Origin of the sequence: Streptomyces sp. A2-16, from assembly GCF_018128905.1 — a bacterium.
In the GTDB taxonomy this organism is placed as follows: domain Bacteria; phylum Actinomycetota; class Actinomycetes; order Streptomycetales; family Streptomycetaceae; genus Streptomyces.
Genome location: NZ_CP063808.1, coordinates 1,061,822 through 1,087,443, shown reverse-complemented (window position 1 = coordinate 1,087,443; position 25,622 = coordinate 1,061,822). Strand labels below are relative to the sequence as shown.

Sequence of the window (25,622 nt, the reverse complement as noted above, 5' to 3'; positions counted from 1 at the left end):
CTGGGGGAAGAGGGATTTGTCGAGTTGGGCAAGACGTTACCGCAAGGGGTTTCGGCCATATTTCACAGGGCGCTCACAGCCTCTGCGGACGAAGATCCTTCCGGGGTCGTGTCAGGCCTGTCTCGACGCCAGTTCGATCACCGTGATGTCCGACGGGGCGCCCACGCGCGTGGGCGGGCCCCAGGCGCCGGCGCCGCGGCTGACGTAGAGCTGGGTGTCGCCGTAGCGCTCCAGCCCCGCGACCGTCGGGTTCGCGGCCTCGGCGAGGAAGTTGCCCGGCCAGAGCTGGCCGCCGTGGGTGTGGCCGGAGAGCTGGAGGTCGACGCCGTGGTCGACCGCGTCGTGGATCTGGACCGGCTGGTGGGCGAGGAGCACGCACGCGCGTGCGGTGTCCCGGTCGCCGAGCGCCTTGGCGAAGTCGGGGCCCTGGCCCTCGCTCTCGCCCGCGATGTCGTTGACACCGGCCAGGTCGAACCACGCCAGTTCCGTACGGTCGTTCTCCAGCGGGCGCAGACCGAGTCGCCGTACCTCGTCGACCCACTGCTCGGCGCCGGAGAAGTACTCGTGGTTGCCGGTGACGAAGAAGCTGCCGTGCCGGGCCTTCAACCGCGCGAGGGGGGCGGCCGCCGGGCCGAGGTCCTTCACGCTGCCGTCGACCAGGTCGCCGACGACCGCGATCAGGTCCGGCTGGGTGGAGTTGATGGTGTCGACGACCTTCTGGGCGAACCCGCGGCCGAGCACCGGGCTCAGATGGATGTCGCTGACCACCGCGATCCGGTAGCCGTGCGCCGCGCGCGGGAGCTTCGCCAGCGGCACGGTGACCCGCTTGACCCCGGGTCCGCGCAGGACGCCGTAGGTGCCGTAACCGACGGTTCCCACGGCGGCCGCGGCGGCGGCTCCGGCGACGACCCGGGAGACGAACAGGCGGCGGGAGGGGGCGGCGAGGAGAGCGGCCGGGCCGGGCTCGCCCGGTTCCTCGGAGACCGGTCCACCTCTGCCCGGCTCCTCGGACGTCGGGCCGCCCGGCTTGCGGGGCGCACTCACGGCCTCGTGCTGCTCGGCGGGCGCTCCCGCCGGCACCCGCTCCGGCTGCGGTACGGCGGCCGCGGCCTGCTGCCCGCGCCCGTCCCGGCGTTCGAGGAAACGGCGCAGCAGGGGCCGTACGACCTCTCCCGCCACGACCGCGAGCAGCAGGTAGATCGACAGCGCCAGCCACAGGAAGCCGGGCCAGGCGAGCACGCGCTGGAGCCAGAAGGGAGCGCCGGTGCGCTCCGCGACCAGGGCACCGATCGCCAGCAGCCAGCCACCGCCGATGAGCACCGCGCCCACGCGGCGGGTCCGGCCGGGGCCGCTGGTGGTGTCGCGGAACAGGCGACGCCACAGGTACCAGTTGGCCGTCACCAGGACGGTCAGGGCGAGCAGTGCGAAGACGATGACCACGGACTGCTAACTCTCGAGGGTCGGCTGTGAGTTCCGGCGCAGTGCGCGCAGTCCACGCAACCCGATGAGCCCGACGACCGTCCCCAATACGAAGGAGACGACGGCCAGCAGCAGGTGCACCCAGAAATACCCTGTCGGGTCGCCCGCGTCGTCGAACGCGAGCCCGCTGGCGTCCTTGACGAGGTTCTTGACGAAAGTGATCCAGATGATCCAGCTCCACACCCCGAAGGCGAGCAGGAACCAGGAGACGGGGCGGCTGAGCTTCATGGGTCCAGTATCGCGGGCCGCCACCCGGTCCGGCGGCCGGGGTGGGGAGGGTGGTGGGACTTCACGCTCCGCGGCATGTACGTTCCTGAACGTGTCCGCACCCCAGAAGAAGACCACCAGGCGATCCCTGCTGGTCACCTCCGCCGCCCTGTCGTCCCTCGCGCTGACCGCGCCCGTCGCTCTCGCGGCTCCCGGCCCGTCACCGAGCGCCTCCCCGAGCGCGACTCCCCCGGCGAAGATGTCGACGGTGGGCGGCACGCGGCTGGGCCAGGCGGGTACGCAGGTCAATCTGGCGACCGGGGTCCCGGTGCTGCCGAAGGACATCACGGCGCGCTCGTGGATCGTCACCGACGCCGAGTCCGGCGATGTGCTGGCCGCGCACAACGCGCACTGGCGGCTGCCCCCGGCGAGCACCATGAAGATGCTCTTCGCGGACACCGTGCTGCCGAAGTTCGCCAAGACAGAGAAGCACAAGGTCGTCCCCTCCGACCTCGCGGGCATGGGCGCCGGCTCCAGCCTGGTCGGGATAAAGGAGGGCGAGACGTACACCGTCCACGACCTCTGGCTCGGAGTCTTCCTTCGCTCCGGCAACGACGCGGTGCACGTCCTGTCGGCGATGAACAAAGGCGTCGCCAAGACCGTCGAGGAGATGAACGAGCACGCCGAGGAGCTCCAGGCCCTCGACACGCACGTGGTCAGCCCCGACGGCTACGACGCCCCCGGCCAGGTCTCCTCCGCGTACGACCTGACCCTGTTCGCCCGCTCCGGGCTGCAGAAGAAGGACTTCCGCGAGTACTGCTCGACGGTCACCGCCAAGTTCCCTGGCGAGACGAAGAAGAACAAGAAGGGCAAGATCGTCCGCAAGCCCTTCGAGATCCAGAACACCAACCGGCTGCTGAGCGGCGACTTCGACATCTCGCAGTACCCGGGCATCGCGGGTGTGAAGAACGGCAACACCACCAACGCCGGCGCCACCTTCACCGGGGTCGCCGAACGCAATGGCAGGGTGCTCCTCGTCACCGTCATGAACCCGTCCAAGGAAGGGCACAACGAGGTCTACAAGGAGACCGCGAAGCTCTTCGACTGGGGTTTCAAGGCGGCCGGCAAGGTGGCGCCGGTGGGTGAGCTGGTGCCGCCGAGGGGCGCCGCGCAGCCGGGGAACTCCGGTGAGGCCGGGGGCGGTTCCGGAGGCTCCGGGAAGTCGGCGGACTCAGGGGCTTCGGCGAAGCCCGTCGCGTCCGCCACGGCCGACGGCGGCTCCCGCGGCATGGAGACCGCCCTCGCGATCGCCGGCGGCCTGCTCGTGCTGCTCGCGGGCGCCGCGTTCCTCGTCAACCGCCGCTGGCCGTTGCCGGTACGTCGTCGCTCGCCTCGTCCGTGAGCTCCTGCTCCTTGCTCCCCGTCGCCGTCCACGCGGCGCAGAACAGCACCAGTTTCGCCGTGAAGTTGATCCACAGCAGCAGGGCGACGGGGACGCCGAACGCGCCGTACATGCTCTTCGTCGCCACGCCCTGCATATAGCCGCTCAGCAGCAGCTTCAGCAGTTCGAAGCCGACCGCGCCGGTCAGCGCGGCCACGAAGAGCCGGCGGCGCCGCGGCTCGACCCCGGGCAGCAGCGTCAGGACGTACAGCAGGAGCAGGAAGTCGGCGAGTACGGCAACGCCGAAAGCGGCGATCCGCAGCAGGAGCCGGCCCGCGCCGCCCTCCTGGAGGCCGAGTCCGCCGCCGATCCAGTCGACCAGGGCGGAGGCCACGGTGGAGATGGCGAGCGTGACCAGGACCGCGCCGCCGAGCCCGACCAGGATGCCCAGGTCCTTGCCCTTGCGCAGCACCGGGTTCTCGTCCTCGTCGGGCAGCTCCCACACCGCGCGCAGGCACTCGCGCGTCGAGCCGGCCCAGCCGATGCCGGTGAACAGCAGGGCGGCCGCGGCGATGAGGCCGACGGTGCCGGCGTTCTGCACCAGGTCGTCGACGTTCAGCTGGTCGGAGATGCCGGGCACCTGGTCGGCGATCTTGTTCTGGAGGTCGTCCTGCTGCTCCGTGCTGAGCGTGGCCGCGGCGATCGCGGCGGCCACGGTGAGCAGCGGGAACAGCGCGACGAAGCTGGTGAACGTCATCGCCGCTGCCAGCCTGGTCCACTTCACCCGGTCCAGCCGTTCGTACGACCGCCACGCGTGCGTGGCCGTCAGGCGCACCCAGAGCGGCCCGACGACGGGGAGTTTCTTCAGCCAGTCCATGATCGGATCTTGCCCTCCCTGTGGAAGACCGATGTGTGAGTACCCAGAAAACGCGGAAGGGCGGCTCGTGGGGAGAGGCCGAGCGGGCGAGAGGCCGAGCGCGGGAGTGGGCGAGAGGCCGGGTGGACGAGCGGACAGGCCGGTGAGCGACTCGGGGTGAGCGGGCCGAGGGTGGCTACCACCTGGCCACTGCCAGGCCGTACATCGCCAGCCAGGTCAGGGCGATGAGGGCGAGGGCGCGGTCGCGCAGGACGACGTCCTCGGGTTCGCCCGCCGTGCCGCGGTCGGCGAAGACGGCGTATCTGAGGATCGCGAGGACGAAGGCCACCACGGACAGCTGACGCCAGGGCAGCAGACCGGTGTGCGGGGCGTTGTGGTCCTCCAGGGCCCACAGGCAGTAGCCGAGCACGGCGACCCCGGCCGCGAGCTGCCAGACGAAGCGCAGATAGCCGGTGGTGTACTCGGTGAGCAACGCGCGCGTGGAGCCCGCTTTCCCGGCCATCTGGACCGCTTCCGAGTAGCGCTTGGCCGCCACCATGAACAGCGCGCCGAACCCGGTCGTGATCAGGAACCAGCGCGAGAGCGGGATGCCGAGCGCCAGGCCGCCCGCCGCCGCCCGCATCAGGAAGCCGGTCGTGACGACGGCGAGGTCGACGACGAGAACGTGCTTGAGGCTGACGCAGTAGGCCAGTTGCACGGCGAGGTACGCCGCGAGGAGGACCGCCACGCCGGGCGAGGTCAGTCGGGCCGCCGCGAGCGGCGCGAGGAGGGCGAGGGCCCCTCCGGCGGCGTAGGCCACGGGGACCGGGACCTGTCCGGCCGCGACCGGGCGGTGGCGCTTGACGGGGTGGGCACGGTCGGCCTCGACGTCCCGTGCGTCGTTGATCAGGTAGACGGCGGCGGCGCAGGCGGTGAAGAGGACGAAGACGAGGGCGAGTCGGGTGAGCGCGGACGGGGCGAAGAGCCGGCCCGCTGCGGCGGGGGCGGCGACGACCAGGACGTTCTTGACCCACTGCTTGGGGCGAGCGGTCCTGAGCAGGCCCCGGAGGAGGCCGGCGGGGGTGCGCGGCCGGGGCCTCGGGGGGAGGCGTGGCGCTGTGCGTTGTTCCAGGAGCGCGGAGCGGGTGCCGCCGCCGTGAGCCCGGAGCGCCGGGAGAATGCGGTGGTCCATGCCGTCCATGGGGACCCACTGTTCACGGCCCGGCGGTCGGAACTCCGGCAATATTGAGCGACATCCCATTAATCACCCATTTCGGGGAGGGAAGTGATGTTTACGATCGAATTGCCGCCATAGCGACGATACGGTCACCGGCATGCCTGCCGACACCGTTCCCGTCACGGGATGGGGGCGCACCGCCCCCACCGCGGCCCACCCGATCCGTCCACGGAGCTACGAGGAGGCCGTGGCCGCCGTCCGGGGCTGCGGGGCCCGCGGGGGCATCCCGAGGGGCCTGGGGCGCGCCTACGGGGACGCGGCGCAGAACGCGGGCGGCGCGGTGTTCGACATGACCGCCCTGAACCGCATCCACGCGATCGACGTCGAGGGCGGCAGCGTGCTGTGCGACGCGGGCGTCTCCCTGCACCGGCTCATGGAGGTGCTGCTGCCGCTCGGCTGGTTCGTGCCGGTGACGCCCGGCACCCGCCATGTCACCGTCGGGGGCGCGATCGGCGCGGACATCCACGGCAAGAACCACCACGGGTCCGGCTCCTTCTCCCGCCATGTGGTCTCCTTCGAACTCCTCACCGCCGACGGCGAGATCCGCACCGTGCGACGCGGCACGCCCCTGTTCGACGCGACCACCGGCGGCATGGGCCTGACCGGGATGATCCTCACCGCGACGGTCCAGCTCCAGTCGGTCGAGACCTCGCTGATGTCGGTCGACACCGAACGCGCGCGGGACCTCGACGATCTGATGGACCGTCTGACCACCGGCGATCGCGGATACCGCTATTCGGTCGCCTGGATCGACCTGCTGGCCCGTGGGGCCTCGACGGGACGCGCGGTACTGACCCGGGGCGACCACGCGCCGTCGGAGGCTCTGGAGACGCGGGGGCTGCTCGGCGTCGCTCGCGCGCGCAGGGACCCGGCAGGGCTGCTCGACCGGGGCGCGGGCGCACGCAGAGATCCGGCAGGACTGCTCGACCGGGGCGCACGCGCACGCAGAGATCCGGCAGGACTGCTCGACGGAGGCGCACGCGCGCGTAGGGACCCGTTGGGGCTTCGGACTCCGCGCTTCCCGGCCCCGCCCCCCTTCCTCCCCGAGGGGCTCGTCAACCGCACGACCGTGGGGCTGTTCAACGAGCTCTGGTACCGGAAGGCGCCCCGCGCGCGTACCGGCAGCCTGCAGGGGATCTCCGCCTTCTTCCACCCCCTGGACGGCGTGCCCCACTGGAACCGGATCTACGGCCGCGGCGGCCTCGTGCAGTACCAGTTCGTCGTCGGACACGGCCAGGAGGAGACCCTGCACCGGATCGTGCGGCGGCTGGGCGAACAGCGGTGCCCGTCCTTCCTCGCCGTCCTCAAGCGGTTCGGGGACGCCGACCCCGGGTGGCTCTCCTTCCCGATGCCCGGCTGGACCCTGGCCCTGGACGTCCCGACCGGTCTGCCGGGCCTCGGCGCCCTCCTCGACGAACTGGACGAGGAGGTGGCCGGGGCCGGCGGGCGGGTCTACTTCGCCAAGGACTCCCGCCTGCGGCCGGACCTGCTCGCCGCGATGTACCCGCGCCTCGACGACTTCCGCGCGCTGCGCGCGGAGCTGGATCCGCGCGGGGTGTTCACCTCCGACCTGTCCCGCCGCCTGGCTCTCTGAGCCCGCGAGTCCTCCGAGTCGCCCGAATCCTCCGAGTCCCTCGAGTCCCCGAGTCCCCGAGTCCCCGAGTCCCCGAGTCCCCTGAAGATCCCAGGCCCCAAGGAGCTGTTCGTGAAGGACGCCTTCGGCATTCCCCAGTCCCTGCTCGTCCTCGGCGGTACTTCCGAGATCGCGCTGGCCACCGTCCGCCGCCTGGTCGTCCGCCGCACCCGCACGGTGTGGCTGGCGGGGCGCCCCTCCCCCGCCCTGGAGTCGGCCGCCGCGGACCTGCGCACCCTGGGGGCCCAGGTCCACACCGTCGCCTTCGACGCGCTGGCCCCCGAGTCCCACGAGGAGGTGCTCGGCAAGGTGTTCGCCGAGGGCGACATCGACATGGTGCTGCTCGCCTTCGGCATCCTCGGCGACCAGGCCCACGACGAGCGGGAGCCGGTCGCCGCGGTGCGGGTCGCGCAGACCAACTACACGGGCGCGGTCTCGGCCGGCCTGGTGTCCGCGCGCGCGTTGCAGGCCCAAGGTCACGGCTCGCTCGTCGTGCTCTCCTCCGTCGCCGGTGAGCGCGCCCGCCGCGCCAACTTCATCTACGGCTCCAGCAAGGCCGGCCTCGACGTCTTCGCGCAGGGGCTGGGCGACGCGCTGCACGGCACGGGCGTGCACGTCATGGTCGTCCGTCCCGGGTTCGTGCGCTCCAGGATGACGGCCGGTCTGGAGGAAGCGCCCCTCGCGACCACCCCGGAGGCCGTCGCGACGGCGATCGAGCTGGGGCTGCGGCGCCGCTCCGAGACGGTGTGGGTGCCGGGGGCGCTGCGGGTGGTGATGGCGGCGTTGCGTCATGCGCCGCGGGCGGTGATCCGGCGGCTGCCGCTGTAACCACAGGTATGGCTCGTGGAGCTGCGGTGACAGCGGCTGTACCAGGAGTTACAGCTGGCTCGTGGGCAGGGAGCCGCGCTCCACATGGCCGGCCTGGGGCGGCACGACCGCCCCTCCGAAGAGGAACTCGCGCAGCTTGCGCCAGACCCCGTCGGCGCCCTGCTCGTAGAGCGCGAAGCCGGTGCACGGCCACTCCGCCTCGAAGTCGGCGAGCTCCTGGAAGGCACGGTCCATGGCCGCCTCGTCGATGCCGTGGGCGACCGTGACGTGCGGGTGGTACGGGAACTGGAGTTCCCTCGCGACCGGCCCCGAGGCGTCACGGACCTGCTTCTGGAGCCAGGTGCAGGCCTCTGCGCCCTGGACGACCTGGACGAACACGACAGGTGACAGCGGCCGGAAGGTGCCGGTGCCGGACAGCTTCATCGGGAACGGCCGGCCCGCGGCGGCGACCTCGGTGAGGTGCGCCTCGATGGCGGCCAGCGCGGTGTCCGCGACCTCTGTGGGCGGCAGCAGGGTGACATGGGTGGGGATGCCGTGAGCCGCGGCGTCGCCGAAGCCCGCGCGCCGCTCCTGGAGCAGGCTGCCGTGAGGCTCCGGGACCGCGATCGACACACCGATCGTTACGGTCCCCACGTCGTCTCCTGTTCGTTCCTGTCGTCCTGTCGGATTCGTTCCCAGCCGTCCGCCTATCGACTGTACGGCCACGGCTGTGCTGTGGGCAGGCGCAGGCGTAGTGATGTGCAGCGCTCTGCCCGGTGGTGCTGGTGTGCGGTGGTGCGCCCGGTGCCCGCCGACCGGTGCCGACGGGCGCTTTCGGCGGCGATCAGTGCTTGGCGGGCAGGAAGCCCACCTTCTCGTACGTCTGGGAGAGGGTCTCCGCGGCGACCGCGCGGGCCTTCTCCGCGCCCTTGGCCAGGATCGAGTCCAGCGTCTCCGGGTCGTCCAGGTACTGCTGGGTGCGCTCCCGGAACGGCGTCACGAAGTCGACAACGACCTCGGCGAGGTCCGTCTTGAGCGCGCCGTAGAGCTTGCCCTCGTACTGCTGCTCCAGATCGGCCACGCTCGTGCCGGTCAGGGTCGAGTAGATGGTGAGCAGGTTGCTGACGCCCGGCTTGTTCTCGGCGTCGTAGCGGATGACGGTGTCGGTGTCCGTGACCGCGCTCTTGACCTTCTTGGCGGTGGCCTTGGGCTCGTCGAGGAGGTTGATGAGGCCCTTCGGCGTGGACGCCGACTTGCTCATCTTGATCGACGGGTCCTGGAGGTCGTAGATCTTCGCCGTCTCCTTGAGGATGTACGGCTTCGGGATCGTGAAGGTCTCGCCGAAGCGGCTGTTGAAGCGCGTGGCGAGGTCGCGGGTCAGCTCGACGTGCTGACGCTGGTCCTCGCCCACCGGGACCTCGTTGGCCTGGTAGAGCAGGATGTCCGCGACCTGGAGGATCGGGTACGTGAACAGGCCGACGCTCGCGCTGTCGGCGCCCTGCCGGGCGGACTTGTCCTTGAACTGGGTCATGCGGGAGGCCTCGCCGAAGCCGGTGAGGCAGTTCATGACCCAGGCGAGCTGGGCGTGCTCGGGGACGTGGCTCTGGACGAAGAGCGTGCAGCGCTCCGGGTCGAGGCCCGCGGCCAGGAGCTGGGCGGCCGCCAGGCGGGTGTTGGCCGTGAGCTCCTTCGGGTCCTGCGGAACCGTGATCGCGTGCAGGTCGACGACCATGTAGAACGCGTCGTGGGACTCCTGCAGGGCAACCCACTGGCGGACGGCGCCGAGGTAGTTGCCGAGGTGGAACGAGCCTGCGGTGGGCTGGATTCCGGAGAGCACGCGGGGTCGATCAGAGGCCATGCTCATCATTCTCTCAGGTGTCGGGGACCGATCCGGAACCAGTCGGAAACAGATGTGCCACGGGTGGGAACCGATTCGGTCCGGGCGGTGTACCAATCGTGTGAGGACGCGGGAGGGGGGCCGCATCGTCGATGAGGCCGCGGTGATCGCACGCGTACGCGCCGGAGACCCGGAGGCGTACGCGGAGCTGGTGCGGGCCCATTCGGGCCTCGCGATGCGGGCGGCCACCGCGCTCGGGGCGGGTGCGGACGCGGAGGACGTGGTGCAGCAGGCCTTCGTCAAGGCGTACTGCTCGCTGGGCCGCTTCAAGGACGGCTCGGCGTTCAAGCCGTGGTTCATGTCGATCGTGGCCAATGAGACGAGGAACACAGTGCGGACGGCGGCACGCCAGCGCACGCTCGCGGGCCGTGAGGCGGCCTTCGCGGAGGCCGAGCCGCTGATACCGGAATCGGCGGACCCGGCGGTCGCCGCCGTGGAGATAGAGCGCCGTGCCGCCCTGGCGTCCGCCCTGGAGAAGCTGAGCGAGGAGCACCGTCTGGTCGTCACCTACCGCTATCTGCTGGAGATGGACGAGTCCGAGACGGCCCAGGCCCTCGGCTGGCCCCGGGGGACGGTGAAATCCCGGCTGAACCGCGCACTGCGCAGGCTCGGCAAGCTGCTGCCCGATGTCGAGCCTCGGGAAGGGGGTGATGAGCGTGGATGAGTCCTACGGCGGTGAGGGCGCCGGCGAAGGCGGCCGTGAGCGTGCGTCCCGGTTGCCGGAGGAGCTGCGGGCGCTCGGGCGTTCGCTGGACGCACCGGGTGCGGGCGGGTCCGAGTCGATGGTGGAGCGGGTGCTGGAGCAGATACTCGCCGAGCGGCTGCCGGTCCCGGTGGCCCAGGCGCCCGGTCCCGGTGAGCGGCTGCGGGCGGTGCGGCGCTGGACGCGGATGCGCTGGCGTTCGCTGACCGCGACCCTGTGCGGGCTGCTGGCGGTCCTCGCGCTCACACCCCCGGTGCGGGCGGCGGTCCTGGACTGGTTCGACTTCGGCGGGGTCGAGGTGCGGTACGACCCGTCGGCGGTGCCCTCGCCGGGAGCCGAGGTGCCCGGCTGCGGGCGCTCGGTGTCGCTCGCGCAGGCCGCCCGGCGGGCGGGGTTCGAGCCGCTGGTGCCGGCGGCGCTCGGCGTTCCGGACGTGGTGACGGTGACGGCCGAGCCGCGGGGGCGGTCCCTGGTGAGCCTGTGCTGGCGGGAGCGGGGGCACACCGTCCGGCTGGACGAGTATCGGGCCCGTCTGGACATCGGCTTCGCCAAGAGTGTGCGGGAGCAGCCGGAGTGGCTGTCGCTGGACGGGGACTCCTCGGACCTCGGGGCGGCCGACGACACGGCTCTGTGGTTTCCGCGACCCCACCTGCTGAGCTTCTGGCTGGTGGACTCGACCGGCTCCCACTACACCCGCGAGCAGCGGACAGCCGGACCGACGCTGCTGTGGATGCACGGGGCGGGCGCCGTGGACATGCCGGACGTGACGCTGCGGCTGGAGGGGATCGCGTCGAAGTCGCGGGCCCTGGAGATCGCGAACTCACTGGGCGAGCCGGGCAGCGGAGGCGCCGAGAAGTCCCCGGATTAGTGCGAGCGGGGTGGGAACCTCACCGGGCCGGGCGGTGTACCAGAAGTGACACGCGGCTCGCGGACGAGCCGCACGGGGATCGTCTGATGGGGGTCGGCATGAAGAGGAGTGCGCGCGGTTGGAAGGGCCGCTGCCGTGAACTGGCGGCGGGACTGGGCGCGTTGGCGGCGGCGCTGGCTCTGGCTCTGTGGGGTGCGCCTGCCGCGTCGGCGGGCGGACCGACGAGCGTGCTCGTGGTCTCGCCGGAGAGCGGTGAGACGGCGTCGCTGTACTGCTCCGACGAGGAGTACGGCGAGTTGGAGCGGCTGCTCGGCCCTCGGGGTGCGGGGATCCGCACCAAACCACCGGAGGCGAATCTCCTGGCCGCCCGGCAGATCAATGTCACTTGGATGGCGCACGACGTTTCACCGTGGCGCCTGGACCAGGTCTTCCCGCTGGCCGACGGGGACGAGGTGTGGATACACAGCGCGGAAAACCTGCCGGAGGTGAACGGCCGTTGGCACCGCACGAAGAATCCCGCCCAACTGCGCGCCTTGCTCAAGGACTTGGGAGTGATGGGCAAGGTCTCCGGCAAGGGCCACGCCATCTTCCCGAGGCCCGCGCAGGAGCCGGGGAGCGACGCGGGGGCGGTGGAGGCGGAGGCGTCCGCGGTGGCGTCGTCCGCGGCGGACGACGGCACCGACTGGTGGTGGGCGCTTCCCGGTCTGGCGGCCGGGGTGGTGCTGACGCTGGTACTGCGGCCGTTCGCGCTGCGCAGGCCGTGGGACCGCCTGCGCGGGGAGCCGGGGCCGCGCCAGGAACTGCGTGATGTGTGACGAAAGGAGGGGCCCGCGAGCTGAAGACAGCGAGGCCGAGCCGATCGAGGGGGACGACAGTGCGGAGCAGACTCGCAGGACCGCGGCCCGGGCCGCGCAGGGCGTTGGCGGCGCTCGCACCGTTGGCGGTGCTGGTGAGCGTGCTCGCGGCGCCCGCGGCCGACGCGGCGACACCGCTGACGCGGAGGGCGGACGTGGACAGGCTCGACCTGGCGATGGTCGTCGCCGGCGGCTCGGGCCTGACGAAGGCCGTGCGTTCCGACGAGGCGTATTTCATGCGCCTGTGGCAGCTGCTGCAGCCGATGTACCCGGACACGGAGCGGGTGTCGGACGCCTGGGAGCAGGGCCGGTATCCGCCGGTGCGGTTCACCGTGCTGTGGGGGCTGACGGGGGTCGGCGGCTGGCCTCAGACGAATGCGCCGCCGGGTGGTGATGTGGCGCTGGCTCGCCAGGACCAGCTGTTCCTGGCGGAGGACGGCACACCATGGGTGCGCTCGGATCCGGCGCCGGAGCGGGAGGACGACGACATTCGCTGGCATCGGGCACCGCGGGCGGTCTTCGATCAGCTGGACCGGGCGGGCCTTGCGGGAGATGCCGGGAAGGGGCAGGACGAGGGAGGCGGGGGCCCGGTGCGTGGCGCGTGGTGGGCGGTGCCGGGGCTGCTGGTGGGTTTCGCCGTGGGAGTCGGCGGCACGCGGCTGATACGCCGCGCGGCGGTCGGGCCAGGGGCCGGACCGCCGCGCGATGAACCACGACAGGAACTCATCGATCTCTAGGAGTCGCCGGTCTTTGACAACTCAAGAGAGGACGTGGGTCAGCCGAGGTCGACCTCCGGATACAGCGGGAAGCCGGCCACGAGGTCGGTGGCCCGGTGGGAGATCTCTTCCGCGACCTTCGGGTCCAGGATGTGCTGGGCCTTGGAGGGCGCGCCCTTGCTGGTGGTGCCGGGCTCCGTGGTGGTCAGGACCCGGTCGATGAGACCGGCGACCTCGTCCATCTCGGCGGTGCCGAGACCACGGGTGGTCAGGGCGGGGGTGCCGATGCGGATGCCGGAGGTGTACCAGGCGCCGTTCGGGTCGGCCGGGATGGCGTTGCGGTTGGTGACGATGCCCGACTCGAGCAGTGCGGCCTCGGCCTGGCGGCCGGTGAGGCCGTAGGAGGAGGTCACGTCGATCAGGTTGAGGTGGTTGTCGGTGCCGCCGGTGACCAGGGTGGCGCCGCGGCGCATCAGGCCCTCGGCCAGGGCGCGGGAGTTGTCGACGATCCGCTGGGCGTAGTCCTGGAAGGAGGGCTGCCGGGCCTCGGCGAGGGCGACGGCCTTGGCGGCCATGACGTGCGGGAGCGGGCCGCCGAGGACCATCGGGCAGCCGCGGTCGACCTGGTCCTTGAGGGAGTCGTCGCACAGCACCATGCCGCCGCGCGGGCCGCGCAGGGACTTGTGGGTGGTGGTGGTGACGATCTGGGCGTGCGGGACCGGGTCGAAGTCACCGGTGAGGACCTTGCCGGCGACGAGTCCGGCGAAGTGGGCCATGTCGACCATGAGCGTGGCACCGACCTCGTCGGCGATCTCGCGCATGATCCGGAAGTTCACCAGACGGGGGTAGGCCGAGTAGCCGGCGACGATGATCATCGGCTTGAACTCGCGGGCCGAGGCGCGCAGGGCGTCGTAGTCGACGAGGCCGGTGGCGGGGTCGGTGCCGTAGGAGCGCTGGTCGAACATCTTGCCGGAGATGTTGGGACGGAAGCCGTGGGTGAGGTGGCCACCGGCGTCCAGGGACATGCCGAGCATGCGCTGGTTGCCGAAGGCCTGGCGGAGCTCGGCCCAGTCGGCGTCGGAGAGGTCGTTGACCTGGCGGACGCCGGCCTTCTCGAGGGCGGGGACCTCCACGCGCTGGGCGAGGACGGACCAGAAGGCGACGAGGTTGGCGTCGATGCCGGAGTGCGGCTGGACGTAGGCGTGCCGGGCGCCGAAGAGCTCCTTGGCGTGCTCGGCGGCCAGGGACTCGACGGTGTCGACGTTGCGACAGCCGGCGTAGAAGCGGCGGCCGACGGTGCCCTCGGCGTACTTGTCGCTGAACCAGTTGCCCATCGCGAGGAGGGTGGCCGGGGAGGCGTAGTTCTCGGAGGCGATCAGCTTGAGCATCTCGCGCTGGTCGTGGACCTCCTGGCCGATGGCGTCGGCGACGCGCGGCTCGACGGCGCGGATCACGTCGAGGGCGGCGCGGAAGGCCGTGGACTCGGTGGACAGGGGCTGCTGCTCTGACATGGCGGCCTCCGGGCTGCGTGGCTTGAAGCGGTCACGGATCACGGTTCGGCCCAGGCGCACGGCACTTGGTCACTCACAGGCCGCTCCCCGATGGTCCGTCCCATCCCAGCGCGCCAGTCACGGCCTGTCGGCCAGCCTACCGGGCACGTCGAGGCGCCTCGGCGTGGCGTCCACCATGCGAGCGACGGCTTCGAGGCCGGTCCACCGGGCCCGGACCTCGAAGCCGTGGCGGCGGTGAGGGTCAGAACAGTGTGTCGGCCAGGCGGTCGATCTGGTCGGTGTCCGAGGCCCAGCAGTAGAGCATCACCTCGTCGGCGCCGATGCCGAAGTAGGCGTCGGCGGCCTCGCGGATCTGCCGCGGTGCGGTGAGCAGGCCGGCCTCCATGGAGGCGACGTGGCCGCTGAAGGCGTAGTAGTCGCGAAGATTGCGGCGGGCCCCTTCCAGGGTGCTGTCCGGGCCGAGAGCGACGTTCGCCTGGGCGACCAGGCGCGGGCGGCCGGGGCGGTCGTGTTTCTGCCAGGCGGCTTCGGCGTCGCGGAACAGCTTGGACATGAAGGAGGGCGGCAGGGCGGCGCCGAGGAAGCCGTCGCCGAAGCGGCCGACGCGTTCGAGGGCGGCGGGAGCGAAGCCGCCGAACAGCACCTCGGGGCCGCCGGGGGTGGCGGGGGCGGGGCCAATGGGGCCGACGCCCTCGCCGTACGGTTCGCCGGACCAGGTGCGGCGCAGCAGAGTCAGCTGTTCGTCGAGGCGGCGGCCTCGGCGGTGGAGGTCGATGCCGGCGGCCAGGCAGTCGTCCTCACGGCCTCCGACACCGATGCCGAGGGTGAAGCGGCCGCCGGAAAGGCGGTCGAGAGTCGCGGCCTGCTTGGCGAGCAGGGCGGTGTTGTGCAGGGGCGCGATCAGCACCTCGGTCTGGACGCGGATGCGGGAGGTGGCGCCGGCGAGGGTCGCGAGGGTGACGAGGGGCTCGGGGTTGTCGTAGACGAGGCGGTCGAGCAGGCCGAGGGTGCTGAAGAGGCCCGCGTCGGCGCGCCGGGCCCAGGTGAGCAGCTGGGCGGGGTCGTCGATGGGGAGGCCGAGGCCGATGTTCATGGGAGAGTCCTCCGGAGGGCGTGCGGGATCCGCCGGTCGGCCGGATCCTGTGCCGCCCCTCCGTGGTGCCGCGCGCTGTGCGCGGACCTGCTCCCGTTCTGCGGCGTTGGTTCAAGAGAGCGAGTGCGTCAGAGTGCGGCGACCGTAACGCGGTCGAGCGGGACGCGACAACGTGTTTTCGACGGGCGCCTACGCCTGCATGTGGTCGGCAACAGCTCGTAGGACACCCCGGCCGCCCCGCCCCGAGCAGGCCACCGGCCCACCTGCGTCAACGCAGCCCGCATTGACGCAGCCCAGCCCATGTCGACCGCCCCGCCTCGGCCCCCTCAGAGGATCACATGCGGCAGGAACCGCGCGTACTCGTCGGTGATCAGGCCGGAAGACTCCCGGATGCCGAGGCCCGCCGACTCGTCCTCCACGACCCAGGCACCGAGGACGACGTGGTTGCCGTCGAAGTCGGGCAGGGGGGCCAGTTCCTGGTAGCAGCAGGCCTCTTCGCGGACCGTGGCATCGGTGCCGGGTTCGTGGACCGTCACCCCGGCTCCTTCGCGGCCGAGCAGCGGCTTGGCGACGTACCCGGTCGTCGTCGCCAGGTGCCGGGGGCCGTCGAGATAGGTGGGGAGGAGGTTCGGGTGGTCCGGGTACAGCTCCCAGAGGATCGCGAGGAGTGCCTTGTTGCTGAGGAGCATCTTCCAGGCGGGTTCGATCCACAGCGTGCTGCCGGTGCCGCCGCCGTTGTCGAGGGTGTCGAGGACGTGGGTGGCGAAGCGGTCGGTGGTGAGCCACTCCCAGGGGTAGAGCTTGAAGCAGCTGCGGATGAAGCGGAGCTGGTTGTCGACGAAGCGGCCGGAGAGGGAGTCCCAGCCGATCTCCTCCATGGAGATCCAGTCGGTGTCCAGGCCGGCCTGTTCGGCGGTCTCCTTGAGGTAGGCGACCGTCATGAGGTCCTCGCCGAGTTCGTCGGCGGACGAGTGGGCGAAGTAGAGGGGGCTGCCGGGCGGGAGAAGGGCGGCCTGTTTCTTCCAGGCGGCGACGAGCCGTTCGTGGAGAGAGTTCCACTGGTCGGCGCCGGGGAAGCGCTCCTCCATCCAGAACCACTGGGGCGAGGCGGCCTCGACGAGGGACGTGGGCGTGTCGGCGTTGTACTCCAGCAGCTTGGCCGGGCCGTCGCCGTCGTGGCGGAGGTCGAAGCGGCCGTAGACGGAGGGGAGTTCGGCGCGCCGGTGCCAGGACTCGGCAACCGCCTCGGCCACGCGCGGGTCGGTGATGCCGAGGTCGGCGAAGCGGTTCGTGGTGACGATGTGGTCGGCGGCCGCCAGGCACATGCGGTGCAGGTTCTCGACGACCTCCTCCAGCGCCTCCACCTCGGGGAGGGTGAAGGAGTAGTAGGCGCTCTCGTCCCAGTAGGGGTGCAGGGAGTCGTCGGGGTGGCGGGTGAGCGGGTAGACGAGTCCCTGGGCTTCGACGGTCTGCTGCCAGCCGGGGCGGGGGGTGATGGTGTGTCGGCGCATGGTGTTCGGCCGTCAGCCGCCGGAGCTTCCCTTGCCGGTACCGCCGTCGCCTCCGCCGTCGCCACTGCCTCCGCTGCCGAAGCCGCCGCGGTCGACACCGCTTCCGCTGCCGCCGGAGCTGCTCGACGAACTGCCGGATCCCTTGCCGGACTTCTTGGTGAAGGAGCCGCCCGAGATCCAGCCGCCCTTCTTCTTGCCGCCGTAGTAGTAGGAGCCGTTGACCGAGGTGCTGGACTTGCAGTTCTTGTCGCCGACGACCTGGTAGCCCTTGCCGAGGGTGTAGCTGTCGCGGTCGACGCAGCGCTTGTCGGGGTCGGAGGAGCACGCGGTCAGGGCCATGGCGAGCAGTCCCACGCCACCGAGTGCGACCGTGCCCGAGCGAAGTTGCCGGCGTGTGTCCGCCATGTCCGTGTCTCCCCCTTGGTCAGGCCGTGGGCCTGGTGTGCGTGTGTCCGGCGGACAGCTTAGAGATCAGTAAGAGCTCGTCCGGAGGCGGCCCGCCTCCCACCACCTCCCCTAAGGTCACTTTGTGCTCTTTGGAATGGTGTGCGCGCTCGGTGCCTCGGTCTGCTTCGGAACGGCCACCGTGTTGCAGGCGATGGCGGCGCGAGCGGCGGACGCGGACGGCGGTGACCGCGAGGGGACGGCGTTCGCGGTCACGCTGTTCCTGCGAGCGGTGCGGCAGTGGCGATATCTGGCGGGACTGGCCCTGGACGGGCTGGGGTTCCTGCTGCAGATCGCCGCACTGCGGTCGGTCCCGATCTACGCGGTCGGCGCGGCGCTCGCGTCGAGTCTCGCGGTGACCGCGGTGGTGTCGGCGCGGCTGCTGCGGGTCCGGCTGAGCGGGAGCGAGTGGGGCGCGGTGGGGGTCGTGTGCGCGGGGATGGCGCTGCTGGGGATCGCGTCGGGGACGGAGGGCGACCAGGCCGGCCCCGCGGCCTTGAAGTACGTGATGCTCGGGACGGCGCTGGCCGTGCTGGCGCTCGCGCTGCTGGGTGGGCGACTGCCGGAGCGGGGGCGGGCGCTGACGCTCGGGCTGGGGGCCGGGTTCGGGTTCGGGGTGGTCGAGGTGGCGGTGCGGTTGATCGACTCCCTCGCGCCGTCGGAGCTGCTGGCCAACCCGGCGACGTACGCGCTTCTCGTCGGTGGTGCTGCGGCCTTTCTGTCGCTGACCTCCGCGCTGCAGCGGGGGTCGGTGACCGCGGCGACCGCCGGGATGGTGATCGGGGAGACGATCGGGCCCGCACTGGTCGGGGTGGTGTGGCTCGGGGACCGCACCCGGGAGGGGCTGGCGTGGGTGGCGGTGCTGGGTTTCGCGGTGGCCGTCGCGGGGGCGTTGGCGCTGGCCAGGTTCGGTGAGGCCCCGGCGAATAACGCTCCGCAATCCGCTTCCCGAATTCCGTGAGCTTTGATCGAGTTACCGCCGGTACAACTCGGCAGAGCAAGTCATGCCGACCGAAAACCGATAAAGAGTCACGATCCGGACAGCCGAAGAAAGCTTCGTTGAATATTTGAACGAACCGTGAAGGTGCTGCGTATACGACGGGGTGAGCAGTAATCCCGTCACCGTCACCGTGGCCTATCACGTGGTGCCGGGCCGTGAGGCCGACTTCCACTCCTGGGGGTGGGCCATGCTGGCCGCGAGTGCGCGGCAGCCGGGCTTCCTGGGGGGTGGTGTTCTTGCCGACCGAGAGGCGGAGTGGCATGTCGTCTATCGCTTCGCCAGCGAGGGGACGGCCCGGGCCTGGGAGGATTCGCCCGCCCGGACCCAGTGGGACGCCCGGGCGGTGGGCTGCGCCCGGCAGACGGAGCGCAGAAGCGTGCGCGGCTCCAGGACGTGGTTCGACTCCCAGACCACCGCACCTCGGCCGCCCGCCCCGCCGGCGAAATGGAAAATGTGGTTCGTGAACATGAGCGCGGTTTTTCCGCCGGTACTCCTGTTCAATCTGATCGTTCTTCCTTATCTCGGCGGACTCAATCCGCTGATCCGCACGCTGTTGTTGTGCCTTTGTGTGACGGCTCTCGTCACCTGGATTCTCATGCCCCGGCTTCAGCGTTTCTTCAAGAAATGGCTGTATCCGCCGCTCCAGGCCCTTCGCGGACGGCACAAAAGACGGACCGCATAGGTCCGGAACGAACCGAGGGAGGTGGGCGGGTGAAGACCCTGCTCATCGACAATTACGACTCGTACACGTACAACCTGTTCCAGCTGGTCGCCGAGGTCAACGGCGAGGAACCGGTCGTCGTTCTCAACGACGAGGTCGGCGGCCTTCCCGATCTGGGGGCATATCTGGCGCAGTTCGACAATGTCGTGGTCTCGCCAGGCCCCGGGCACCCGGCCGACGGGCGTGACTTCGGACTGAGCGGCGCCGTTCTCGCCGAGTCGCCGATCCCCGTGCTGGGCGTCTGTCTGGGGCACCAGGGCATCGCGCTCGGCGAAGGCGGCCGGGTGGAGCCCGCCCCGGAGCCGCGGCACGGATATCTGTCGGCGGTCCGGCACGACGGACGGGATCTGTTCAGGGGACTGCCGCAGGACTTCACCGCGGTGCGCTACCACTCGCTGGCCGTGTCCGAGCCGCTCCCGCCGACGCTGGAGGCCACCGCCTGGGCCGAGGACGGTGTGCTGATGGGGCTCAGGCACCGCAGCCGGCCGCTGTGGGGCGTGCAGTTCCATCCGGAGTCCCTGCTCACCGACTACGGCCACCGCATGCTGGTCAACTTCCGCAATCTCACGGCGGAACGGGCCCGCAGGCCGCGTACGAAGAACACCGCCGTGCCTGCGCCCGAGGCGGTGATCCCCCGGCCCGCGCGCATCGTGCCGCAGCCCCGGCGGACCGCTCCCGCCCATCGGCTGCACACCCGGCGCATCGCGGGCGCGGTGGACACGGAGGCCGCCTTCACCCGGATGTACGCGGCATCGCCGCGGGCGTTCTGGCTGGACAGCGCCCTGGTCGAGGAGGGGCGGGCACGGTTCTCGTTCTTCGGTGACGACAGCGGTCCGCTCGCGGAGTTCGTCCGGTACGACGTCGAGAGCGGCCGGTGCGAGATCGAGCGGGCCGGGCGGCCGACGCGGAAAGTCGCGGCGAGTGTCTTCGACTATCTCGGACGGCAGTTGACGAGCCGCCGGGTGGACGGCTCCGGACTTCCCTTCGACTTCACGGGCGGCTATGTCGGCTACTTCGGTTACGAGACGAAGGCCGACTGCGGCTCGCCGAACCGGTACACCTCCGACGTCCCTGACGCCTGCTGGCTGTTCGCCGACCGGTTGATCGCCGTCGACCATCTGAAGAGGTTCACCTACGCGGTCTGCCTGGCCGAGGACACCCCGCAGGCCACGCGGGAGGCCGAGGACTGGCTGGAGAGCGCGCTGGCCCAGCTGACCTTCGTGGCCACCGAGCCGGACCCGGCGACCTCCCGGGCGAACGTCATGCCGACCGCCATGCCGACCACCCTGAGGACGGCCCCGACGACCGCCCCGATGACCGCCCTCGGACCATCCGCACCCGCCCCGACGAACGCCCCCGGACCATCCGCACCCGCCCCGCGGACCGACCCCGACCTCGGTGCCGCCGAGCCGTGGCTGGTGCGGGACCGGGCGGCCTATCTCGCCGACATCGAGGCCTGTGGACGCGAGCTGCGGGCGGGCACCAGCTACGAGGTCTGTCTGACGAACACGGCCCGGTTACCCGCCCCGCCGGACGCGTACGAGTTCTACCGGGTGCTGCGGCGGGTCAACCCGGCCCCCTACGCGGCGTTCCTGAGGTTCGGGGACGTCGACGTGGCCGGTTCCTCGCCGGAGCGGTTCCTGCGGATCACCCGCGACGGCGTCGCCGAGGCCCGGCCCATCAAGGGCACCGCACCGCGCGGGGCCGGACCGGAGGAGGACGCCCGGCTGCGGGACGCGCTGGCCGCGGACGACAAGACACGCGCCGAGAACCTGATGATCGTCGACCTGCTCCGCAACGACCTGGGGCGGGTGTGCCGGACCGGGTCGGTGCGGGTGACCCGGTTGATGGCCACGGAGACGTACGCGACCGTGCACCAGCTCGTGTCCACCGTGGAGGGGCGGCTGCGGGAGGGGATCGACGCGGTGAAGTGCGTGCGGGCCTGCTTCCCGGGCGGCTCGATGACCGGGGCGCCCAAGCTGCGCACGATGGAGATCATCGAATCCCTGGAGACCGAGGCCCGCGGGGTCTACTCCGGCGCCCTCGGCTATCTGGGGTGCGGTGGGGGCGCGGATCTCAACATCGTGATCCGTACGGCGGTGTTCGCCGACGGGCTGATGCAGCTCGGCGCCGGGGGCGCGATCGTCCTCGACTCCGATCCGGTCGCCGAGTACGACGAGATGCTGCTGAAGACGGCCGCCCAGATGCGGGCCCTGCACCTGCACACCGCGGACCGGACCGCGGAGCAGCGGCGGCACACGGCGCTGCACGCCGACGCCCGCGGGGGACACACGGCCACCGAGGAGCCCGTCCGATGACGACTGCGCATTCCGTGCTGTCCACGGCCGGCTTCGACGCCCCCGGCAATCTCGCCGCCCAGCTCGCCGATCTCGCGGAGCGGCACGGCTGGGTGGACCGGCCGGCCTTCCACCAGGGCCATCGGGCCTGGACCCACGGGGAGGTGCACGCGCTCGCGGCCCGGGCGGCCGGCGTGCTCGCCGGTCACGGCGTTCGGCCCGGCGACCGGGTGCTGCTGGCGCTGCCCGACGGGATCGCCTGGGTGACGGCCTTCCTGGCCGCCGCGCGTCTCGGGGCCGCCGCCGTCCTCGTCAACCCCGAACTCCCCGCGGCCGAGCACGCGTTCATGGCCGCGGATGCCGAGGCCGCGCTGTGTGTCACGGGGCCGGGTCTGGAGGACCGGTTCGCCGAGCGGCCCCGGCTCGGCGCCGACCAGCTGCTCGCGATGGCCGCCTCCGCCGCGCCGGCCGCCGCCCACCCGGTGGACGCGCACACGCCGCTGTACGTCCAGTACACGTCGGGCACCACGGGCCGTCCCAAGGGAGTCGTGCACACCCACGGCGACCCGAAGGCGTACCACGATCTGATCGGGCGGCGGCTGCTCAGGGTGACCGCGGACGACGTGACGCTCTCGGTGTCGAAGCTGTACTTCGCCTACGGGTTCGGGAACGCGTTCGTCTTCCCGCTGTTCTCCGGTTCCTCCGCCGTCCTGGTGGACCGCCGCCCGGCCCCGGCCGCCGTCGACGAGCTCGTCGTCCGGCACCGGGTGACACTGCTGTACTCGGTGCCGTCGGCGTACGCGGCGCTGGTGGCCGACCGGGGCAGCGGGCACCAGGCGTGCTTCGCCTCGGTGCGGGCCGCGGTGTCGGCCGGTGAGGGACTGCCGCAGGAGCTGGGCAGGCGGGTCTCGGACCTGCTCGGCGCGCCGGTGCTGGAGCAGATCGGCTCCACCGAGGCAGGTCACGCCTTCTGCGCCAACGGCTTCGACCACAACCGCCCGGGCACCGTGGGCAGGCCGGTGCCCGGCTTCGAGGTGGAGCTGCGCGACCGCGCGGGGCACCCGGCCCCGGACGGCACGGAGGGCGAACTGTGGGTGCGCGGCCCGACGGTGACGCCCGGCTATCTCAACCGGCCCGAGGAGACCGGGCGCGCCCTGGTCCGCGGCTGGCTGGCCACCCGTGACCGGGCGGTCCGGGAACCGGACGGCACCTTCCGGCATCTGGGCCGCGCCGACGACATGGAGATGGTCGGCGGCATCACCGTCTCCCCGCTGGAGGTGGAGGCCGTACTGCGCGCCCACCCGGCGGTGAAGGAGGTCGCGGTGGTGGCCGTCACCGACGGGGCCGGGGTGAGCCGGCTGCGGGCGTTCGTCGTCCCGGCCGTCCCGGACGGAACCGGCCGCGCGGAGGTCCACGAACTCCTGAGCCTCCAGAGCCCCCAAGGCCCTCAAGGCCCCCAAGGCCCCCAAGGCCTCCAGGGACTGCAGGAGGACCTCCTGCGGCTCGCACGCGAGCATCTGGCCGCCTTCAAGGTGCCCAGGAGCGTGAGCCTCGTCCCGTCCCTCCCCCGCACCCCCACCGGCAAGCTCCGCCGCCATCTGGTCCGGCAGGGCGCCTGGTGACCCGGCGGCAGACCCCTCGTACCCGCACCGCAAGAGAGGAACGGCCCCATGCGAGAGCAGCAACTCCCCTTCACCGACCGGGGGTTCTACCTGGGCCCGGTGTTCCGCCGGGCGGCCGACCGGCACGGCACGGTGTTCGTCACCCTGGACCGGCCGCTGGACACCCACCCCGCCCTCGGTGTCGATCTGACCTACCCGGCGCTGGCGGAGGTCGTCGAGGAGCTGTCCGGGCGGCTGTGGGAGGCGGGGGTGCGGCCCTCGGAACAGGTGGTCGTGCACAAGACGGACAACGTCGACATCGTGCTGCTGACCTGCGCGGTCTCCCGGATCGGGGCGGTGCCCGTGCTGCTCTCCCCCGGCCTGGCCGGTGAGGTGGCCGGGGAGCTGATCGAGCGGCTCGGGCAGCCGTGGCTGGTCACCGACCGGGCCAAGCTGGAAGGGCCGCTGAAGGGCGTCGGCCTCCGGGTGCGGCAGGTGCTGTCCGTGGACGCCGCGCCGGGAGCCGAGCCCCTGGAGAGGTACGCGGGCTGCGAGGTCCCGCCTCCCGTGCGCCTGCACCCGCGCGAACCGGCGCTGATCACCCACAGTTCGGGCACCACCGGCCTGCCCAAGCTCGCCGTGCACTGCGCGAACACCATGTGGAACCGGCTCGTACCGCAGAAGGCGATGGGCTGGCCGACGCGCGGGGAGACCGCGGCGCTGCACATGTCGTTCGTGCACTCGCGCTTCTACCATCTGCTCGGCGTCCTGCTGCACTTCGGGAGCCCGCTGGTGCTGATCACCGACCCCGATCCGGCCGCCGTGGGTCCGCTGCTCACCCGGCACCGGCCCGGCATCGTGGAGACGCACCCCAACACCTTCGTGCTGTGGGAGGAGCTGGCCGACGCGCCCGGTGCCCCGCTGTCCCGGGTGCGGTCGTACGGCTCGACGTTCGACGCGATCCACCCGCGCACGGTTCGGCGGCTGCTGAACGCCTCGAAGCGCCGTGCGCCCTGGCTGATCCAGCTGTACGGGCAGAGCGAGACGGGCCCGGTGGCCTTCCAGTGGTTCACCCGGCGCAGTGCGGCGCGCGCGGACGGGCGGCGGGTCGGGTTCGGCATACCCGGCTTCACGCGCGTGCGGGTGACGGGGCCGGGCGGTGAGCGGCTGGGCGCGGGCAGGAGCGGCCGCATCGAGGCCCGGACCCGGGGCCGCATCCTGACCTACCTCGGCTCCCAGGACCGCTACGACCGTCAACTGCACGACGGCTGGTGGGAGATGGGCGACATGGGCTACCGAGATCGCCTGGGCACCCTGCATCTGATCGACCGGGAGATCGACCAGATCGACTCGGTGCACAGCAATCTGGAGGTCGAGGACACCCTGATGGAGCGTCTGGAGGAGCTGCGGGAGGTCGTGATCGTGCCGGGCGCCGACCGGGAGCCGGTGCCGGTGGTGTGCGTGCGCGGGGAGCGGCCGCTGGACCCCGCGCGCTGGCGGGCGGCGACGGCGGATCTGCCGGCGATGGCCGAGCCGCGGCAGTGGCGGTTCGAGGAGCTGCCGATGACCGCGACCTGGAAGGTGAAGCGGGTGGAGATCAGCCGGATGCTCGCGGAGGGTGCGCGCGCGTGAGTCCGGTCGTGGTGGTCGGCGCCGGGCCCGTGGGCCTGTCGGCGGCGCTCGCGCTGCGGGCGCGCGGGCGGGAGGTCGTGCTGCTGGAGGCGGACCCGAAGGACCGTGAACGGCCGGGCAGCCGGGCCCTGTTCGTGCACCGCGAGACCCTCGCCCTGCTCGACGGGATGCAGCGGGGGCTGGCCGGCGAGATCACCGCGTACGGGCAGACCTGGCGGACCAGGAGGACCCTGTACCGGGGGCGCGAGGTGTACTGCCGCACCCATCCGCCCGCGCCGGGCCCGCCGCCGTTCACCAGCCTGCGCCAGGTGGACACCGAGCGCTTCCTGCGGGCCGCCTGCGAGCGGGCGGGCGTGGAGTTCGTGTGGGAGGCACGGGTGCTGGACGTCCGCACGTCGGCGACCGGGGTCCGGCTGGGCTGCGGGGACGGCAGGGAGTGGAGCTGCGAGTACGCCGTGGCCGCCGACGGCGCCCGGTCCGCGGTGCGGGACGCGCTGGGCATCGCGATGGAGGGCGAGCGGGGCGCGGGGTTCCATGTGGTCGTCGACGTGGCCCACCTGCCGGGTGCCGAGCCGCCGGCCGAGCGGGTCTTCCATTACGAGCATCCGGGCGTGGGCGGGCGCAGTGTGATGCGGGTGCCGTTCACCGGGGGCTTCCAGGTCGATCTCCAGTGCCGGGACGACGACACGGAGGAGGAGTTCGGGACCGAGGAGGCCGTACGGCGCTGGCTGCCGGCGGTCGTGGGCGAGGGTTACGGCGAGCGGATCCTGTGGGTGTCGACGTACCGCTTCCTGCGCAAGGTGGCCGCCTCGTTCACCGATCCGTACCGGCGGGTGCTGCTCGTGGGGGAGGCGGCGCATCTCTTCCCGCCGTTCGGGGCGCGGGGCATGAACAGCGGTATCGCGGACGCGGCGGCCGCGGCGCGGGCCGTCGTGGACGGGACGGTCGAGGACTTCGCCGACGTACGGCGGTCCGCGGCGCTGTTCAACAGTGCCGCGGCCGGTGCCGCGCTGGACCATCTGCGGCCCCGGCGCCGGATCGTCCGGGCCCGTCAGCGGGCGGCGGCCGCGCTCGCGCCGGTGCTGCCGTGGTGCGGTTCCTGGCTGGAGCACGCGCCCTACGGGCCACGGCACGGAGCGCCGGTGAACGCCGGCCGCAAGTACTGAGGAAGGAA

General features: G+C 71.8%; 23 protein-coding genes and 1 riboswitch. Of the genes, 13 read left to right on the top strand and 10 right to left on the bottom strand.

What is annotated here, in order from left to right; all coding sequences use genetic code 11:
- Positions 1 to 111: 111 nt before the first annotated feature.
- Positions 112 to 1,440: a metallophosphoesterase gene (locus IOD14_RS05135; protein WP_212669751.1), complete on the bottom strand. Its 1,329-nt coding sequence runs from the start codon at positions 1,438 to 1,440 to the stop codon at positions 112 to 114.
- Between the two features lie 6 nt (positions 1,441 to 1,446).
- Complete coding sequence (locus IOD14_RS44175; protein WP_057607776.1) at positions 1,447 to 1,707, bottom strand: hypothetical protein; 261 nt, start codon at positions 1,705 to 1,707, stop codon at positions 1,447 to 1,449.
- A 91-nt stretch (positions 1,708 to 1,798) separates the two neighbouring features.
- Here IOD14_RS44175 and IOD14_RS05130 point away from each other — a divergent pair, with 91 nt between their 5' ends.
- Positions 1,799 to 3,088, top strand: coding sequence for a D-alanyl-D-alanine carboxypeptidase (locus IOD14_RS05130; protein WP_249125836.1), 1,290 nt, complete (start codon positions 1,799 to 1,801; stop codon positions 3,086 to 3,088).
- On the opposite strand, the gene IOD14_RS05125 is transcribed toward IOD14_RS05130, so the two are convergent.
- Together IOD14_RS05125 and IOD14_RS05120 are read right to left on the bottom strand one after the other, a co-directional pair.
- On the bottom strand, positions 3,039 to 3,944 hold the full coding sequence (locus IOD14_RS05125; protein ID WP_174269212.1) for a YihY/virulence factor BrkB family protein: 906 nt from the start codon (positions 3,942 to 3,944) through the stop codon (positions 3,039 to 3,041). The genes IOD14_RS05130 and IOD14_RS05125 overlap by 50 nt on opposite strands.
- A 175-nt stretch (positions 3,945 to 4,119) precedes the next feature.
- Positions 4,120 to 5,115, bottom strand: a complete 996-nt coding sequence (locus IOD14_RS05120) for a decaprenyl-phosphate phosphoribosyltransferase (RefSeq protein ID WP_123991226.1) — start codon at positions 5,113 to 5,115, stop codon at positions 4,120 to 4,122.
- 142 nt (positions 5,116 to 5,257) lie between these two features.
- On the opposite strand from IOD14_RS05120, the gene IOD14_RS05115 reads away from it, so the two are divergent.
- Positions 5,258 to 6,754, top strand: coding sequence for an FAD-binding oxidoreductase (locus IOD14_RS05115; protein ID WP_212669749.1), 1,497 nt, complete (start codon positions 5,258 to 5,260; stop codon positions 6,752 to 6,754).
- Positions 6,755 to 6,865: 111 nt separating this feature from the next.
- Positions 6,866 to 7,621 carry a decaprenylphospho-beta-D-erythro-pentofuranosid-2-ulose 2-reductase gene (locus IOD14_RS05110; protein ID WP_212669748.1) on the top strand — a complete coding sequence of 252 codons (756 nt, stop codon included), beginning with the start codon at positions 6,866 to 6,868 and terminating at the stop codon, positions 7,619 to 7,621.
- A 48-nt stretch (positions 7,622 to 7,669) separates the two neighbouring features.
- Here the strand turns inward: IOD14_RS05110 and IOD14_RS05105 are convergent, their stop codons facing one another.
- Complete coding sequence (locus IOD14_RS05105) at positions 7,670 to 8,254, bottom strand: 2'-5' RNA ligase family protein (protein WP_123991223.1); 585 nt, start codon at positions 8,252 to 8,254, stop codon at positions 7,670 to 7,672.
- A gap of 190 nt (positions 8,255 to 8,444) precedes the next feature.
- Complete coding sequence (trpS, locus tag IOD14_RS05100; RefSeq protein WP_123991222.1) at positions 8,445 to 9,458, bottom strand: tryptophan--tRNA ligase; 1,014 nt, start codon at positions 9,456 to 9,458, stop codon at positions 8,445 to 8,447.
- A gap of 142 nt (positions 9,459 to 9,600) precedes the next feature.
- Here trpS and IOD14_RS05095 point away from each other — a divergent pair, with 142 nt between their 5' ends.
- From IOD14_RS05095 to IOD14_RS05080, 4 genes are all read left to right on the top strand, one after another.
- Positions 9,601 to 10,161: a sigma-70 family RNA polymerase sigma factor gene (locus IOD14_RS05095; protein ID WP_249125835.1), complete on the top strand. Its 561-nt coding sequence runs from the start codon at positions 9,601 to 9,603 to the stop codon at positions 10,159 to 10,161.
- Complete coding sequence (locus tag IOD14_RS05090) at positions 10,148 to 11,068, top strand: hypothetical protein (protein WP_212669747.1); 921 nt, start codon at positions 10,148 to 10,150, stop codon at positions 11,066 to 11,068. Before IOD14_RS05095 ends, IOD14_RS05090 begins: the two co-directional genes overlap by 14 nt.
- Before the next feature lie 98 nt (positions 11,069 to 11,166).
- The gene (locus tag IOD14_RS05085; protein WP_249125834.1) at positions 11,167 to 11,883 is read left to right on the top strand and encodes a hypothetical protein; all 717 of its coding nucleotides are present in this window, start codon (positions 11,167 to 11,169) and stop codon (positions 11,881 to 11,883) included.
- A gap of 215 nt (positions 11,884 to 12,098) precedes the next feature.
- Positions 12,099 to 12,659, top strand: a complete 561-nt coding sequence (locus tag IOD14_RS05080; protein WP_249126246.1) for a hypothetical protein — start codon at positions 12,099 to 12,101, stop codon at positions 12,657 to 12,659.
- 38 nt (positions 12,660 to 12,697) lie between these two features.
- On the opposite strand, the gene IOD14_RS05075 is transcribed toward IOD14_RS05080, so the two are convergent.
- From IOD14_RS05075 to IOD14_RS05060, 4 genes are all read right to left on the bottom strand, one after another.
- Positions 12,698 to 14,149, bottom strand: coding sequence for a glycine hydroxymethyltransferase (locus IOD14_RS05075; RefSeq protein ID WP_123991219.1), 1,452 nt, complete (start codon positions 14,147 to 14,149; stop codon positions 12,698 to 12,700).
- A 41-nt stretch (positions 14,150 to 14,190) separates the two neighbouring features.
- Positions 14,191 to 14,280: riboswitch (ZMP/ZTP riboswitch) on the bottom strand.
- 110 nt (positions 14,281 to 14,390) lie between these two features.
- Complete coding sequence (locus tag IOD14_RS05070) at positions 14,391 to 15,242, bottom strand: LLM class flavin-dependent oxidoreductase (protein WP_123991218.1); 852 nt, start codon at positions 15,240 to 15,242, stop codon at positions 14,391 to 14,393.
- Between the two features lie 326 nt (positions 15,243 to 15,568).
- Entirely contained in the window at positions 15,569 to 16,753 is a 1,185-nt protein-coding gene (locus IOD14_RS05065) for a glutathionylspermidine synthase family protein (RefSeq protein WP_123991217.1), read from the bottom strand.
- 12 nt (positions 16,754 to 16,765) lie between these two features.
- Positions 16,766 to 17,158, bottom strand: coding sequence for a hypothetical protein (locus tag IOD14_RS05060; RefSeq protein ID WP_212669746.1), 393 nt, complete (start codon positions 17,156 to 17,158; stop codon positions 16,766 to 16,768).
- A gap of 136 nt (positions 17,159 to 17,294) precedes the next feature.
- Between IOD14_RS05060 and IOD14_RS05055 the strand changes: the two genes are divergently transcribed.
- The 6 genes from IOD14_RS05055 (at position 17,295) to IOD14_RS05030 (ending at position 25,614) form a co-directional block, all read left to right on the top strand.
- Positions 17,295 to 18,158 carry a hypothetical protein gene (locus IOD14_RS05055; protein ID WP_212673207.1) on the top strand — a complete coding sequence of 288 codons (864 nt, stop codon included), beginning with the start codon at positions 17,295 to 17,297 and terminating at the stop codon, positions 18,156 to 18,158.
- A 142-nt stretch (positions 18,159 to 18,300) separates the two neighbouring features.
- A complete protein-coding gene (locus IOD14_RS05050; RefSeq protein ID WP_123991215.1) occupies positions 18,301 to 18,879 on the top strand; it encodes an antibiotic biosynthesis monooxygenase in 579 nt (192 codons plus the stop codon).
- A gap of 29 nt (positions 18,880 to 18,908) precedes the next feature.
- Positions 18,909 to 21,236, top strand: a complete 2,328-nt coding sequence (gene pabB, locus IOD14_RS05045) for an aminodeoxychorismate synthase component I (RefSeq protein WP_212669745.1) — start codon at positions 18,909 to 18,911, stop codon at positions 21,234 to 21,236.
- Entirely contained in the window at positions 21,233 to 22,837 is a 1,605-nt protein-coding gene (locus tag IOD14_RS05040) for an AMP-binding protein (protein WP_212669744.1), read from the top strand. The genes pabB and IOD14_RS05040 overlap by 4 nt, the downstream gene beginning before the upstream one ends.
- 48 nt (positions 22,838 to 22,885) lie before the next feature.
- Positions 22,886 to 24,448, top strand: a complete 1,563-nt coding sequence (locus tag IOD14_RS05035) for an AMP-binding protein (protein WP_212669743.1) — start codon at positions 22,886 to 22,888, stop codon at positions 24,446 to 24,448.
- Complete coding sequence (locus IOD14_RS05030) at positions 24,445 to 25,614, top strand: FAD-dependent oxidoreductase (RefSeq protein ID WP_212669742.1); 1,170 nt, start codon at positions 24,445 to 24,447, stop codon at positions 25,612 to 25,614. Before IOD14_RS05035 ends, IOD14_RS05030 begins: the two co-directional genes overlap by 4 nt.
- Positions 25,615 to 25,622: the final 8 nt, after the last annotated feature.

What these genes read in the sequence shown, in the direction of transcription:
- IOD14_RS05115 (WP_212669749.1), top strand. Translation starts at nt 5,258, where the DNA reads ATGCCTGCCGACACCGTTCCCGTCACGGGATGGGGGCGCACCGCCCCC.
- IOD14_RS05065 (WP_123991217.1), bottom strand. Translation starts at nt 16,753, where the DNA reads ATGCGCCGACACACCATCACCCCCCGCCCCGGCTGGCAGCAGACCGTC.
- trpS (WP_123991222.1), bottom strand. Translation starts at nt 9,458, where the DNA reads ATGGCCTCTGATCGACCCCGCGTGCTCTCCGGAATCCAGCCCACCGCA.
- IOD14_RS05055 (WP_212673207.1), top strand. Translation starts at nt 17,295, where the DNA reads ATGGTGTGCGCGCTCGGTGCCTCGGTCTGCTTCGGAACGGCCACCGTG.
- IOD14_RS05080 (WP_249126246.1), top strand. Translation starts at nt 12,099, where the DNA reads ATGGTCGTCGCCGGCGGCTCGGGCCTGACGAAGGCCGTGCGTTCCGAC.
- IOD14_RS05085 (WP_249125834.1), top strand. Translation starts at nt 11,167, where the DNA reads ATGAAGAGGAGTGCGCGCGGTTGGAAGGGCCGCTGCCGTGAACTGGCG.
- IOD14_RS05070 (WP_123991218.1), bottom strand. Translation starts at nt 15,242, where the DNA reads ATGAACATCGGCCTCGGCCTCCCCATCGACGACCCCGCCCAGCTGCTC.
- IOD14_RS05075 (WP_123991219.1), bottom strand. Translation starts at nt 14,149, where the DNA reads ATGTCAGAGCAGCAGCCCCTGTCCACCGAGTCCACGGCCTTCCGCGCC.
- IOD14_RS05040 (WP_212669744.1), top strand. Translation starts at nt 21,233, where the DNA reads ATGACGACTGCGCATTCCGTGCTGTCCACGGCCGGCTTCGACGCCCCC.
- IOD14_RS05120 (WP_123991226.1), bottom strand. Translation starts at nt 5,115, where the DNA reads ATGGACCACCGCATTCTCCCGGCGCTCCGGGCTCACGGCGGCGGCACC.
- IOD14_RS05090 (WP_212669747.1), top strand. Translation starts at nt 10,148, where the DNA reads ATGAGCGTGGATGAGTCCTACGGCGGTGAGGGCGCCGGCGAAGGCGGC.
- IOD14_RS05060 (WP_212669746.1), bottom strand. Translation starts at nt 17,158, where the DNA reads ATGGCGGACACACGCCGGCAACTTCGCTCGGGCACGGTCGCACTCGGT.
- IOD14_RS05125 (WP_174269212.1), bottom strand. Translation starts at nt 3,944, where the DNA reads ATGGACTGGCTGAAGAAACTCCCCGTCGTCGGGCCGCTCTGGGTGCGC.
- IOD14_RS05035 (WP_212669743.1), top strand. Translation starts at nt 22,886, where the DNA reads ATGCGAGAGCAGCAACTCCCCTTCACCGACCGGGGGTTCTACCTGGGC.
- IOD14_RS44175 (WP_057607776.1), bottom strand. Translation starts at nt 1,707, where the DNA reads ATGAAGCTCAGCCGCCCCGTCTCCTGGTTCCTGCTCGCCTTCGGGGTG.